Origin of the sequence: Mammaliicoccus sciuri (assembly GCF_025561425.1) — a bacterium.
GTDB classification, from domain to species: domain Bacteria; phylum Bacillota; class Bacilli; order Staphylococcales; family Staphylococcaceae; genus Mammaliicoccus; species Mammaliicoccus sciuri_A.
Genome location: NZ_CP094824.1, coordinates 2,356,710 through 2,369,106, shown reverse-complemented (window position 1 = coordinate 2,369,106; position 12,397 = coordinate 2,356,710). Strand labels below are relative to the sequence as shown.

21 protein-coding genes are annotated in these 12,397 nt (G+C 32.5%); 20 read left to right on the top strand and 1 reads right to left on the bottom strand.

The window, feature by feature from the left end; all coding sequences use genetic code 11:
* Positions 1–256: 256 nt before the first annotated feature.
* Both MUA60_RS12380 and MUA60_RS12375 read left to right on the top strand, forming a co-directional pair.
* Positions 257–469, top strand: a complete 213-nt coding sequence (locus tag MUA60_RS12380; protein WP_206180412.1) for a hypothetical protein — start codon at positions 257–259, stop codon at positions 467–469.
* Entirely contained in the window at positions 470–646 is a 177-nt protein-coding gene (locus MUA60_RS12375) for a hypothetical protein (protein WP_262648448.1), read from the top strand.
* 159 nt (positions 647–805) lie between these two features.
* Here MUA60_RS12375 and MUA60_RS12370 read toward each other — a convergent pair whose 3' ends face one another.
* Complete coding sequence (locus MUA60_RS12370) at positions 806–1,357, bottom strand: hypothetical protein (protein WP_262648447.1); 552 nt, start codon at positions 1,355–1,357, stop codon at positions 806–808.
* A 121-nt stretch (positions 1,358–1,478) separates the two neighbouring features.
* Here MUA60_RS12370 and MUA60_RS12365 point away from each other — a divergent pair, with 121 nt between their 5' ends.
* The 18 genes from MUA60_RS12365 (at position 1,479) to MUA60_RS12280 (ending at position 12,394) form a co-directional block, all read left to right on the top strand.
* Positions 1,479–1,676: a hypothetical protein gene (locus tag MUA60_RS12365; protein ID WP_262648446.1), complete on the top strand. Its 198-nt coding sequence runs from the start codon at positions 1,479–1,481 to the stop codon at positions 1,674–1,676.
* A gap of 92 nt (positions 1,677–1,768) precedes the next feature.
* Positions 1,769–2,029 carry a hypothetical protein gene (locus MUA60_RS12360; RefSeq protein WP_262648445.1) on the top strand — a complete coding sequence of 87 codons (261 nt, stop codon included), beginning with the start codon at positions 1,769–1,771 and terminating at the stop codon, positions 2,027–2,029.
* Positions 2,030–2,031: 2 nt separating this feature from the next.
* A complete protein-coding gene (locus MUA60_RS12355) occupies positions 2,032–2,301 on the top strand; it encodes a hypothetical protein (protein WP_262648444.1) in 270 nt (89 codons plus the stop codon).
* Positions 2,294–2,779 (top strand): siphovirus Gp157 family protein, encoded by a 486-nt coding sequence (locus MUA60_RS12350; protein WP_262648443.1) that lies wholly within the window; start codon positions 2,294–2,296, stop codon positions 2,777–2,779. The genes MUA60_RS12355 and MUA60_RS12350 overlap by 8 nt, the downstream gene beginning before the upstream one ends.
* Positions 2,780–3,439, top strand: a complete 660-nt coding sequence (locus MUA60_RS12345; RefSeq protein ID WP_262648442.1) for an ERF family protein — start codon at positions 2,780–2,782, stop codon at positions 3,437–3,439. It abuts the gene before it with no gap.
* Positions 3,436–3,948: a single-stranded DNA-binding protein gene (gene ssb, locus MUA60_RS12340; protein WP_262648441.1), complete on the top strand. Its 513-nt coding sequence runs from the start codon at positions 3,436–3,438 to the stop codon at positions 3,946–3,948. The genes MUA60_RS12345 and ssb overlap by 4 nt, the downstream gene beginning before the upstream one ends.
* Positions 3,949–3,967: 19 nt before the next feature.
* Positions 3,968–4,642, top strand: coding sequence for a putative HNHc nuclease (locus MUA60_RS12335; RefSeq protein ID WP_262648440.1), 675 nt, complete (start codon positions 3,968–3,970; stop codon positions 4,640–4,642).
* Entirely contained in the window at positions 4,635–5,603 is a 969-nt protein-coding gene (locus MUA60_RS12330) for a phage replisome organizer N-terminal domain-containing protein (RefSeq protein ID WP_262648439.1), read from the top strand. Before MUA60_RS12335 ends, MUA60_RS12330 begins: the two co-directional genes overlap by 8 nt.
* A gap of 11 nt (positions 5,604–5,614) precedes the next feature.
* Entirely contained in the window at positions 5,615–5,800 is a 186-nt protein-coding gene (locus tag MUA60_RS12325; RefSeq protein WP_262648438.1) for a hypothetical protein, read from the top strand.
* A gap of 122 nt (positions 5,801–5,922) precedes the next feature.
* Entirely contained in the window at positions 5,923–6,348 is a 426-nt protein-coding gene (locus MUA60_RS12320) for a serine--tRNA ligase (protein WP_262648437.1), read from the top strand.
* A 1-nt stretch (position 6,349) separates the two neighbouring features.
* Complete coding sequence (locus MUA60_RS12315; protein WP_262648436.1) at positions 6,350–6,706, top strand: hypothetical protein; 357 nt, start codon at positions 6,350–6,352, stop codon at positions 6,704–6,706.
* A 152-nt stretch (positions 6,707–6,858) separates the two neighbouring features.
* Positions 6,859–7,050: a hypothetical protein gene (locus tag MUA60_RS12310; RefSeq protein WP_262648435.1), complete on the top strand. Its 192-nt coding sequence runs from the start codon at positions 6,859–6,861 to the stop codon at positions 7,048–7,050.
* 234 nt (positions 7,051–7,284) lie between these two features.
* Positions 7,285–7,716, top strand: coding sequence for a DUF722 domain-containing protein (locus MUA60_RS12305; RefSeq protein WP_219926193.1), 432 nt, complete (start codon positions 7,285–7,287; stop codon positions 7,714–7,716).
* A gap of 268 nt (positions 7,717–7,984) precedes the next feature.
* Positions 7,985–8,287 (top strand): HNH endonuclease, encoded by a 303-nt coding sequence (locus tag MUA60_RS12300; protein WP_262641688.1) that lies wholly within the window; start codon positions 7,985–7,987, stop codon positions 8,285–8,287.
* A 121-nt stretch (positions 8,288–8,408) separates the two neighbouring features.
* A complete protein-coding gene (locus MUA60_RS12295) occupies positions 8,409–8,714 on the top strand; it encodes a P27 family phage terminase small subunit (protein WP_058591724.1) in 306 nt (101 codons plus the stop codon).
* The gene (locus MUA60_RS12290) at positions 8,704–10,410 is read left to right on the top strand and encodes a terminase large subunit (protein ID WP_262648434.1); all 1,707 of its coding nucleotides are present in this window, start codon (positions 8,704–8,706) and stop codon (positions 10,408–10,410) included. Before MUA60_RS12295 ends, MUA60_RS12290 begins: the two co-directional genes overlap by 11 nt.
* Positions 10,411–10,428: 18 nt before the next feature.
* Positions 10,429–11,664, top strand: coding sequence for a phage portal protein (locus MUA60_RS12285; protein WP_262643471.1), 1,236 nt, complete (start codon positions 10,429–10,431; stop codon positions 11,662–11,664).
* On the top strand, positions 11,621–12,394 hold the full coding sequence (locus MUA60_RS12280) for a head maturation protease, ClpP-related (protein ID WP_262641686.1): 774 nt from the start codon (positions 11,621–11,623) through the stop codon (positions 12,392–12,394). Before MUA60_RS12285 ends, MUA60_RS12280 begins: the two co-directional genes overlap by 44 nt.
* Positions 12,395–12,397: the final 3 nt, after the last annotated feature.

Genomic DNA, 12,397 nt, shown 5'->3' with positions numbered 1-12,397 from the left:
GTGATAGAACAATTGCTTAATCGACCTAAGAATTATCGAGATCTTTAATAGTTGAGTGATACGAATTTAGCAAGTTCTTTATTTCCGTTTGGCTTAAAGGTTCTAAACTAGGTGTTCGACTTTGCATTTTATGATTAGTAACCATATCGATAGTGGCAATAGTTAACTCAACTGCTAATTCTTTATCAGATTTATTCATATTTTATCATCACCTTATTATTTGATAACTAAATTATGCACGAAAGGAGGCAATAACATGGAATTCATCGGCTTTGCAGACGTAAAAGAATTTAAAAGAATTAGTGGAATATCAGAAAATGATCTAGAAAGAAAAGTTTTCGCTAACAAAGGCTTTCAAGAAAAATGTATGTATCGCTTTGGAAATGGAAACAAGCGTTACATCAAAGTAGCACCAGCTATTGACTATATAGCTGAAAACCTTATGAAAAATGAAACGGAGGTAAACTAAATGACCGTAGCATGGAATATTATCAAATACCCTGCATTAACACTAGCAATTGTTGTTGAGTTCTTTATTATATCGTCATTTAGTACAACACCTATTGAGCATTCGTTTCTATTTTGGCTAGTGACGGTAGCAGGCTTTGAAATGGCTGATCAAATTTATAAAGGGGTTGAAGAGTAGATGAATAAACTAAAGATTATCAAAATAACACTCCTAATCATCATCTTGGTGGAGGAGATTAGGAATGCTATCAAACCTGCTTATTCAATTGAAATGAATATCGATAATGAACGATTAAAAACAATAGTAGATGATTACTTTTTTAACGATAATTCAAATCTAAATTAATGGTCGAATTGCAGTGTCGACATTTACCCTTGCCATTTTTAAATTTAAATATTTTTTAGAGGAGGTTTGAACATGTTTCATATTGAACATCCTGCCACTTACATTGCAGGCTTTGTCTTGATCTTTTACATTTACTGGATCGGAAGAATTGATGGATTCAGTAAATGTAGGCGTAGTAGTTATATTGATATTAAAATTTCTAAAAGCATAATTCATTTTCAAAATTTCATTTTTAGGAATTCGCGTCGAATATACGAATTTATTAAGAGCTACATCAGAAAATAGATTTTTTTGGAAGTTGTTGTTTTTAAAGAATGATGGAATATTCAACTTCAAAACATCTTGAATGTTTGTATTATTTATAACATTAGTATACCCATAATTTAACAGTGATTTATTGTAAGTGCTAAGTATTTGAGATGAAATATTTGCGGATTTAATTAATGTTTCTAAATTTTTTTGAGGTATTGATGAAATCAAACTCATCTGCCGAGATTGTGCATTTAATATCGTTCTTAAATTTTTAGAGTAATCATAGTACATTTTCTCACCACGCTTTCATATTAAATTAATTTAATATGACATCCGCAATCAATACTGAAATAAGATATAGATTTAGAGAAAAAGTAGATAACCACATTAATAAATTAGGAGTGAACTTAAAATGAAAAAATCAGATTACTACGAACATCAAATAGGAGAAATCGAGAAGAGAATAAAGGATAATCATGAAATTATTGAAGAACATAAATCGTTAATAAAAAGAACAGAAGAACGACTCATTTCATCGCAAGAAAGAATAGAAGTTTTAACAGAGGTTAAGAAAGATCTTATGTTTTTAAAAGAAAGTCTGAAAAAATAAAAAGACTCCAGCTGTTTGCAGACAGAAGGAGTCAATGAAATTAGAAATATTATAAAATTAAATTATATAACTAATCAAGGAGGACGTCAAAGGTGACGAGCAATCAGAAGAAACTATATAGCTTATTTGCTAGATTATTTGAAGAGTTTAAAGTAAGTGACCAGCGTTGCTGGTTAGAAATAGATCGCAACAAAAGCGGAATAACTATTAATTTTACGCATTGGCACGACTCATACGACAGCAATAACAAATGGATTGCTATTTATGAGAATCATCCAGAATCGTTTGAAAGACTTAAAAACCATATGGTCGAAGTTATGAGAGGAAAGGCTTTGATTAAGAAAGGGTTGTAAATATGTACACACCACATTTAAAGCGTAATCAATATAGGCTTCAATTATTAGAAAACTGTTACTTAAAGCCGAGAAAACTTAAGTATAAAGTAGAACAAGACGACAAATATATTTGTGAATTAGTTATTCACTTTAAATATGCAGGCAGTTACCATACAACATTCGATTTAATTCATCCACATGAAATGGAATATGTCTGTAAAGAAGTATACAGACGTCTACAAGAGGACCAAAGGTTATCAGTAATAAAGGAGGCATATATTCATGGTTAATATATTTGAACTATCAAGTCAATATAGAGAAGTGTTGGAAATCATTCAAGACAGTGAGGATGACAAAGCATTAAAAGACACATTAGATTCTATTAACGATGCCTTAGAAGATAAAGCAGATGGCTATTATGCAGTTGTTAAAACGTTAGAGTCAGAGAATGAAGCGATTGATCGTGAAGTAAAAAGATTACAAGAACGTAAGAAAAAGAATAATAACGGTATTGAGCGTTTAAAAACTACTTTATTAGAAGCAATGACCTATACAGGTAAAACAAAATTTAAAACTAAACTACACAATTATTCAATACGAAATAATGCACCTTCTTTAGACATTAAAGATGAAACTAAAATACCGAAAGATTTTTATAAAGAACAAACACCGAAACTCGATAAACGCGGGTTATTAGCTCATGTTAAAGCTAATGGTGAGTTTGATGGCGTAGAGCTTAAACAAACACAATCATTGGGGGTTAAGTAAATGTGTGAACAAGAAACAAATTTATACCAACGTATCTTAGATGTTAAATCCAATATAGAAGGCTTTACAAAGGATGCTGAGGGATACAAATACAACTATGTTGAAGGTTCTCAAATATTACACAAAATAAGAAAAGCAATGGAAGAAAATCATTTATTGCTATATCCGAGTGTTCATCAAGCAGATTACAAAGACATTCAAGTTTTAGTGAAAGGCAATATGAAACCAAATATCTTAGTAGAAATGAATATGACGTATACATTTATTAACACTGACAACCCTAAAGAAAGATTAGAAATACCATTCTATGCGATAGGTCATCAAGATGATGCCAGTAAAGCATATGGTACAGCTTTAACATATGCCGAACGTTATTTCTTACTCAAGTTCTTCAATATACCAACTGATGAAGATGATGCAGATGCAAAACAAAAGAAAGAGAAATATACAAAAGCTGATGATAGTGATATCAAACTATTGCAAAAACATATAGAAGGATTTGCGCAATTAGTAAAAGCAGATACTGAATCAGTCAAAGCGCAATTGAAAATTATTAACTATGAAAAATTAAGTATTGCTGAAACTATGCAAGGTATTCAAACATTGAACGCCTGGAAGCAAGATATTATTAAACAAAATCAAGGAGGACAACAGAAATGATTAATAGAGCAGTATTAGTAGGGAGATTAACTAAAAATCCAGAATATAGAACTACACCAAATGGTATTGCGGTAACAACATTTACTATAGCGATTAATAGGTCATTTACAAATCAGAATGGTGAAAGACAAGCAGACTTTATCAACTGTGTATCATTTAAGAACACTGCTGAAGCAGTTAATAATTATTTACAAAAAGGTAGTCTAGCAGGTGTTGAAGGTAGAATTCAAACTAGAAATTATGAAAATAATGAAGGTAAGCGTGTATATGTCACAGAAGTTGTATGTGACAGTGTACAATTCCTAGAACCGAAAAGTAATAACCAACAGCAGAGTAACAATCAAGCCCCTCAATATAATCAACAACAAGGATACCAACAACAAAGTTATCAACAACCTAACAATTACCAACAACCACAAAACAATCAATACCAAGCACCACAACAGCATAATCCATTTGCCAATGCGAATGGACCAATTGATATAAAGGATGATGATTTACCTTTCTAAATGAACAGGAAGTGAACAAATGACTCAAATTATAGCGTATCAGCAAAACTATGACGGTAGCCATACTATCGTCATAGATGATGCTGAACTAGACAATAAAACAACGTTACTGCTCGATAACAATGTGCCTGTCAACGTGAAGTTAGATGTACTAGATATCGATACGATAACGGATAAACAACGTCGTAAGATATTCGCGCTGGTGAATGATATAGAAGATTATACAGGGCAACCAAGAGAGTATATGCGGTATATGTTCCAAGATTATGTCCGATTTATTTATGGCTATGATAAGCAGATTTCATTATCGTCATGTTCAATGAAAGTGGCTAATCAAATTATAGAAGTGATATTAAATTGGGTTGCTTTACATGATGTTCCTTTAAATTATCGTACTAGCGAGCTTTTAAGAGGTGATAAGACTTTTCTATACTTAAACACCCTGAACAGAAAATGTGTCATCTGTGGCAAGCCTAATAGTGATTTAGCACATTTTAACGCAGTAGGTAGAGGACGGAACAGAAACAAGATTGATCATACAGATAATAAAGTGTTAGCACTTTGTAGAGAACACCATACTGAACAGCACACGATAGGTATGGATAGCTTTAATAAAAAATACCATTTAGAGGATAGTTGGGTTCAAGTAGATGAAAGATTAAACAGAATGTTAAGAGGTGGAAAGAATGGCTGAAATAACATGGGTCAAATTAAAAACAAATATGTTTGAAAATGAAAAAATTAAATTGATTGAAGCATTACCAGATAAAGATTCAATTTTAATTATATGGATAAAGTTAATTGCTTATGCAGGAAAAGTTAATGCTGGTGGATATATTATGTTAACCGAAAAAATACCAATGAATATAGAGGAGCTTGCGACAATATTTGGCAGACCATTGAATACCGTTAGATTAGCAATAAATACTTTTGAAAGATATGGAATGATTGAGAAATCTGAACATGGTGCAATTAAAATTAAAAATTGGGAAAATCATCAAAATATTGATGGTATGGATAGAGTTAAACAACTAAATGCGGAGAGAAATAGAAAATATCGACAAAGAAAAAAAGAACAGAAACTTTTAAAGAATAGTAATGACGTTAGCGTGACGTCACGTGACGGTACAGATATAGATAGAGAGATAGAAGAAGATATAGATAAAGAATTAGATAGAGAGAAAGACGTAGAAGAAGAGAAGAAGCCAAAAGTTGAAAAAGAAGTGAAAGCCTTCGACTTCTATCAATCAAATGGATTTGGGTTATTGAATAGTCATATCAGTGATGAAATGGGTGCATTTATAGATGATTTCAAATATAACGGTGACGATATCGTAATAGCTGCAATGAAGATTGCGATAGACAGAAATAATATCAGTTGGGGATATACTAAAGGCGTTTTACGTAATTGGATAAATGCTAACTTAAATTCTTTTGAAGAAGTTAGAGCCTATGAGAAAAGAAAACTACAACAATATCAATCTAGAAATAATAACCAATATCAATCAAAAGAGAAAACACCAGAATGGTTAATTAAACAAAAGAATGGTGCAACTAGCAAAGAATCATCTACTACAGAAATATCTGAAGATTTTGAGAGAAGGAAAGCGCAACTTGAAAGAGAAGTTAATAGTTTTTGGGAAGAATCTAAGTGAGGAGTGATCATATGGAACAACCACAAAGATTAGTTGTAGTGAAAGTCACTGCAGAACTAAAAGTCGAAACATATGCACCAGGTAGAACGAAAGAAGAGGCAGTAGATTATATTAAAAATTTAGCAGAACAAAAGTCACCTGACTTAATAGACGGAAAAATAAAAGAACTTGAAACAGAGATATTATGGGTTGATTAAGGAGGGATATAGTTATGGTTAAATACACACCAAAAATCGAATTGTATATCTAGAAATATATTTAATGAAAAACGATAGGATAGATCAATTGATATGGACTAAAGAGAAAGGGCTGGTGGAGTATGGAAGGTAGTAAGGACCAAGTAGAGTTGCTGATGATGTATGAAGAGGTAAAAAAAGAACTCGATCAGTTAAAACACCAAGGTAATTTGTTACGAGAAGATATAGCTCTATTAAAAAAGAACCAAAAAACTCGTGATAAACTCATCGATAATTTAAAAGAAGAAAATGCCAATCTTAACAACGAACTCGATCAGTACAAAATGGCACATGACAAATTAACAGCTGGATTAAAAGAAGCAGTCGAAGAAAGTATTAAGTATAAGCGTGAACGTGACTCACTTATCAAAGATGTTGAACAACAACGAGAATTACTCAAAGACTTCTCGCGATTCATTCACAGAAAAGTTGAAGCATGTCCAGGTAAGAAAGAGTATATGGATTTCAGAGATAGACTGAATGAATTAGGTATTAGGGAGCGTGAATGACATGGCATTATTTAATCTAACTATTGAAGAAATACAACAGTTATCATTCTTCGACTTACAAAGAAAACTCAAATGGGCAATTACAGATTACAACAAGACATTCAATAGACCATTAGAAGTTAGACCTGTTATATACGACACAAAAGATAGTGGAGATATTATGGCAATGTCAGATGAATTTGCAAATGATGTTAAACAGCTAACAAGGTGGCATATGAAACAAGCGATTAATAATATGAAAGCTGAATATAAAATGCGTCTCAGAAATGATGGGAATTATCCAAAAGAGCATATGGAAATGTTGTTTAAAAGTTTAGAAGAAAATAATCAAAAGTTGTTTGATTTGGAGGCTGATTAAATGCCGAAGATTACCAACAAGAACTAGTTAATTATGCCAATGGAGATTGGAATATTTCTACACGTAATATAGGGAAATTAGATGAATGTTGGGAGATAGTAGGAGATTCGGAGGGTAATTAACATGAAACTACACGAAAAAGTTATTTTATGTTGAGGGAAGAAAAGGCAGCAATAGAAATGCATCTTGATGCGATTAAAACATACAAACCAATGTATGAAAAGTTGAGTGAGAAATATAAGAGACTTACGCATTTCATCAGACTCAAAGAAGAAAACAACCCTAGCGAGTGGAGATATAAAAGTTTAGTCGGATATATAAATGATATGGAGCGTGAGAAGTAATGACTGTAACAATATTATCAACACTATTATTATTGCATGTATTTTTCGCGAATTTGTTATTACATCAAAAAAATAAAGAGATACGCTTACTCAAGAATTTGTTAAAGGAGCGTGATTAGATGTATGAAGAAGTGAATAAGAAGTATAACAGACTCACTGAACACATTAGAGATAAAGCATGGAGTAATCCAGGTAACAGTTGAAAGAGATTGAAATGGAAGGGGTTATGGTTTAATGAATACTAAGATGAAGTATGGTTTAAGATTATCAACAGTAAGAAAGTTAGAGGATGAGTTATACGATTATAAGAACTATGACAAAAGGATTCATCTGTTAAGAGAAGATATATTCAATCCATGGATACCAACAGATACTAATACTGGCGGAGAACATAAGCCAAGCAACACATCTATAACAGAGATGAGAGTAACGAATTACTTAACTGATATAAGGATTGCAAGAATAAAAGAGTTGTCAATCGCTATTGAAAGAGTATTCAATACATCAACGCAGAAAGAGAAGGACTTCATCAAGCATTATTACTTCGACCCAAGAGGACGCACATATGTTCAAGTATGCAACGACATATTCATAGGAGAAAGAACAGGTCACCGTATTAAAGCTAAAGTAATAAAGAAGTTAGCAGAAGAGTTAGGAGAATGGTAAGTGGCAGATATGTGGCAGTTTTTGATAGTAAATCGGTGCTATTATGATAGTGTGGAAAGATTATAGATAACAATTAATCACATCCTTTACGATAGACAACTAATTTCATTTCTATAATCATTCGATTACCTGTAAGCGACTTGTAGCGAAGATACATTAGTAGTTGTTCCGTGGACTGTACTCAATAGAGTATGGTCCTTTTGTTTTGCTTACTCAAGCTGAAAGGTATGTGATCCAATATGTATCTAGACTAAGGAGTCTTTAAACTATGAACACATATAAACATGGCAGGAAAGAATATAAGTATGATTGGTTTTATCGTTCTAGCGCGTGGAGAACATTGAGGCAGATGGCATTGGATAGAGATAACTATTTATGTCAAATGTGTTTAAAAGAAAACAAATTTAAAACTGCTGAAATAGTTCACCATATCATTTATGTAACTGAAGATTTTTCAAAAGCATTAGAACTTAATAATCTAATGTGTGTATGTAGTGCATGTCACAATAAAATACATGCCGACGATGACAAAAAGGAATCGAAAAGAAATATAAAAATTGTCAAAATCTAAATGACAAATATCTACAAAATGAACACCCCCCTACCAATGCGACAGTGGCGCGGTTTCCGGGTAACCGGAGATGTTCCTTACTTTGCAACGCGGGGGATTTTTCATGAAAGGGGGTAATCGCATGAGAATTACCAAAGCACAATTAAAAAAGTTTATAGATAACTACCAAAAATCTGATGACATATTAATAAATATATTTATTGAAACATACGATTATTACGAAAGATTACGTGATGAAGTTAACAATTCAAGGCTTATGTACGAGTATACGAATAAAGCGGGTGCGACTAACCTCGTTAAAAACCCGTTAAGCATAGAACTTACTAAAACAGTACAAACTTTAAACAACTTATTGAAATCTATGGGGCTTACTGCTGCTCAAAGAGAAAGAATTATAGAAGAGGATGACGGTTTCGGTGACTATTAAAGTCCTGAATAAACCCTCTCCAAAATTACTAACTAATTGGTATGCAGAACAAGTTGTTAAAGGGAGTATTGTTGCAAGCAAATATGTCATAAAAGAATGCCAAAGACATTTAAGATATTTGAAAGACGAATCAAGTAAATGGGAATTTGATGAAGAATTAGGGCATAAGCCTATACGGTTTATTGAGAAATTCTGTAAACCCTCAAAAGGTAATTATAAACAACTTATATTACAACCTTGGCAGCATTTCATATTAGGTTCATTGCATGGTTGGGTTAATAAAGAAACAAAACTAAGAAGATTTAAAGAAGGCGTTATCTTTGTTGGCAGAAAGAATGGGAAGACAACTCTAATTTCTGGAGAATCTAACTTTGGTGTTTCAGAAGACGGAGAACCTGGTGCAGATGTTGTGTTGCTAGCAAATAGTATGAAACAGGCAAGACTTCTATTTGATGAATCTAAAAATATGATAAAAGCATCTCCTGTATTAAAGAAAAATTTTAGATCAAGAAGAGATGCGATATTTTATGACAAAACAAACTCTAAAATTGAACCACAAGCAGCAGATAGTGAAAAACTAGACGGCTTAAATACACATATTGGTATATTTGATGAGATACATGAATATAAAAACTATAAGTTGATATCTGTTATTAAAAATAGTAGACAGTCGAGAAGACAGCCACTTTTAATTTATATTACGACAGCAGGGTTTCAATTAGATGGTCCCTTAGTGGACATGGTCGAAGCAGGTAAGGATGCTTTAGATGGCATAGTAAAAGATGAAAGAACTTTTTATTTCTTAGCCTCACTTGATGATGAAGATGATATGAATGATTCTTCTACTTGGATAAAAGCAAATCCTAATATAGGTGTTTCAATTGATCTAGAGGAAATGAAAGAAGATTGGGAAAAAGCGAAACGCGTACCAGAAGAGCGCGGAGATTTTATTACAAAGAGATTTAATATTTTTGCTAACAATGATGAAATGGCATTTATTGACCATAATACAGTACTTAAAAATAACAAAGTTGTCGACTTCAATGATTTAAAAGGTCGTCCATGTACCATTGGATACGATTTGTCTGAAACTGAAGACTTCACCTCTGCTTGTGCTACATTCGCTTTAGAAAGTGGAGAAATAGCAGTGATTTCACATTCTTGGATTCCTGAACAAAAAGTTAAATATGCAAATGAAAAAATCCCGTATAGAGAATGGGCCGAAGAGGGATATTTAACAATTTGCGAAGGACAGTACATTGATTATCAAAAAGTTTATGACTGGATATTGGAAATAGATAAGAATTTTCCAGTACAGAAAATTACTTATGATAGAGCGAATGCCTATAAATTAAATCAAGAACTTATAAATTATGGATTCGATACTCAAGAAACAAGACAAGGTGCTTTGACTTTAAGCCCAGCACTTAAAGACCTTAAAGAAATGTTTCTAGATGGCAAAGTAATATTTAATAATAATCCATTGTTGAGATGGTATATCAATAACGTTCAATTGAAAAAAGACAGAAATGGAAATTGGTTACCTTCAAAACAAAGTAAGTATAGAAAAATAGATGGCTTTGCTGCCCTGCTTAATACTTACACAGATGTTATGGGTAAAATCGTCAGTGACTCTGGAACTGGCGAAATAGAATTTATGAGTTTCAAAGATTTAATGAAAAAAGGAGGTGGTTAAGTGGCTAAACCGAATGTTATGCAAAGAATCAAACGGCGTCTTATAGATAATTGGGTTGATAAGTCTACACAGAATTTATACGATTTCAGTCCATGGAGAAATAAAACGTTTTGGGGAGTTTCTAATAATACACTAGAAACAAATGAAACTATTTTTTCTGCTGTAACAAAACTATCAAATTCAATAGCAGGTCTACCGATTAAATTGTATGAAAATTACGAAACGGTTACGAATGATATTTCTGATTTACTAACATCATCTCCAAATAACTCGATAAGCAGTTTCGATTTTATCAATCAAATAGAGACAATGCGTAATGAAAAAGGTAACGCCTATGTCCTAATAGAAAGAGATGTGTTTTACCAACCTTCAAAACTCTATCTTGTTAATCCAGATACAGTCGAAATAATGATGGAAAATAAATCAAAAGAACTTTATTACACGATACACGCTGCGACTGACAATAAATTAATCGTACATAATATGGATGTACTTCATTTTAAGCATATTGTCGCCTCTAATATGGTGAGGGGTATTAGTCCTATTGATGTATTAAAAAATACTATGGATTTTGATAGTGCTTTAAGAACGTTTAATCTTCGCGAAATGGAAAAACCTGACTCATTTGTATTGAAATATGGCTCAAATATAGATACAACCAAAAAACAAAGTATTGTAGATAATTTTAAAGAGTTTTATGAAGAAAACGGCGGGGTACTTTTTCAAGAACCCGGTGTTGAAGTGCAACCTTTAGATCGAAAATATGTATCAGAAGATATCGTCGCATCTGAAAACTTAACACGTGAACGTGTTGCGAATGTTTTCCAGATTCCGGCGGTATTTTTAAATGCAAAAGAAAGTATTAACTTCTCAAAAAACGAAGAAATTAATAGATATTATTTACAACATACTTTATTACCCATTATTAGACAATATGAAAGCGAGTTTAATCGTAAATTATTAACGAGTGATGATAGAAAACAAGGTATGTATTTTAAGTTTAATGTTAAATCTTACCTTCGAGCAGATAGTCAAACTCAGGCTGAAGTATACTTCAAAGCATCGCGAAGTGGCTATTATTCTGTTAATGAAATTAGAGCGCTTGAAGATTTACCACCAATTGAGGGTGGAGACGTTCCATTTATAAGCGGAGATTTATATCCGATTACGATGGATCCTACAAAAAGAAACTTGAAAGGAGGTGGGACAAATGACGAAGAAAGCAACTTACTTTCAAGTGAAAAAGAAAAGTGACGTTAAAGGAGAAGTGCTGATTTACGGAGACATAGTGAGTAGCAAGGGGGAAGAGGATGAAGTCTCAGCTACAGATTTTAAGAAATCATTAGATGATTTGGGAAATGTGTCTGAAATAGATGTTCATATCAACTCATCTGGTGGAAATGTTTTTGCAGGTCACGCTATTTACAACATGCTTAAAATGCATAGCGCAAAAATTAATATCTACATTGATGCATTAGCTGCATCTATCGCAAGTGTTATCGCAATGAGCGGTGACACTATTTTTATGCATAAAAATAGCCTTTTAATGATTCACAATTCATGGATTATCACTATGGGCAACTCAAAAGAATTACGTGAAACAGCTGATTTGTTAGATAAAACTGACAAAGCTAGCAATCACGCGTATTTGGATAAAGCGAAAAATGTTTCAGAAGAAGAACTACAGCAAATGCTAGATGCCGAAACATGGCTAACTGCAGAGGAAGCATTAGAAAAAGGTTTTGTAGACGAAGTGCTAGGAACGAATGAAATTGCTGCAAGTATCTCTAAAAAACAATTAGAACTTTTCCGCAAAACACCAAAAAGTGTACAAGAAGACGTGGATAAAATCACAAATATTACTGATTTAGATGATAATTCAGCGGTTGAAACACCTAAAGAAACTATGTCTCAAGAAGAAAAGAATGAAAGAGAAAAAATAGCAAGAGAATGTGAAAATTTAAAAATTATGTTTCAAATATAGGAG

Coding starts and splice junctions, on each gene's coding strand:
- MUA60_RS12380 (WP_206180412.1), top strand. CDS start 257: ATGGAATTCATCGGCTTTGCAGACGTAAAAGAATTTAAAAGAATTAGT.
- MUA60_RS12375 (WP_262648448.1), top strand. CDS start 470: ATGACCGTAGCATGGAATATTATCAAATACCCTGCATTAACACTAGCA.
- MUA60_RS12370 (WP_262648447.1), bottom strand. CDS start 1,357: ATGTACTATGATTACTCTAAAAATTTAAGAACGATATTAAATGCACAA.
- MUA60_RS12365 (WP_262648446.1), top strand. CDS start 1,479: ATGAAAAAATCAGATTACTACGAACATCAAATAGGAGAAATCGAGAAG.
- MUA60_RS12355 (WP_262648444.1), top strand. CDS start 2,032: ATGTACACACCACATTTAAAGCGTAATCAATATAGGCTTCAATTATTA.
- MUA60_RS12350 (WP_262648443.1), top strand. CDS start 2,294: ATGGTTAATATATTTGAACTATCAAGTCAATATAGAGAAGTGTTGGAA.
- MUA60_RS12345 (WP_262648442.1), top strand. CDS start 2,780: ATGTGTGAACAAGAAACAAATTTATACCAACGTATCTTAGATGTTAAA.
- ssb (WP_262648441.1), top strand. CDS start 3,436: ATGATTAATAGAGCAGTATTAGTAGGGAGATTAACTAAAAATCCAGAA.
- MUA60_RS12335 (WP_262648440.1), top strand. CDS start 3,968: ATGACTCAAATTATAGCGTATCAGCAAAACTATGACGGTAGCCATACT.
- MUA60_RS12330 (WP_262648439.1), top strand. CDS start 4,635: ATGGCTGAAATAACATGGGTCAAATTAAAAACAAATATGTTTGAAAAT.
- MUA60_RS12325 (WP_262648438.1), top strand. CDS start 5,615: ATGGAACAACCACAAAGATTAGTTGTAGTGAAAGTCACTGCAGAACTA.
- MUA60_RS12320 (WP_262648437.1), top strand. CDS start 5,923: ATGGAAGGTAGTAAGGACCAAGTAGAGTTGCTGATGATGTATGAAGAG.
- MUA60_RS12315 (WP_262648436.1), top strand. CDS start 6,350: ATGGCATTATTTAATCTAACTATTGAAGAAATACAACAGTTATCATTC.
- MUA60_RS12305 (WP_219926193.1), top strand. CDS start 7,285: ATGAATACTAAGATGAAGTATGGTTTAAGATTATCAACAGTAAGAAAG.
- MUA60_RS12300 (WP_262641688.1), top strand. CDS start 7,985: ATGAACACATATAAACATGGCAGGAAAGAATATAAGTATGATTGGTTT.
- MUA60_RS12295 (WP_058591724.1), top strand. CDS start 8,409: ATGAGAATTACCAAAGCACAATTAAAAAAGTTTATAGATAACTACCAA.
- MUA60_RS12285 (WP_262643471.1), top strand. CDS start 10,429: ATGCAAAGAATCAAACGGCGTCTTATAGATAATTGGGTTGATAAGTCT.
- MUA60_RS12280 (WP_262641686.1), top strand. CDS start 11,621: ATGACGAAGAAAGCAACTTACTTTCAAGTGAAAAAGAAAAGTGACGTT.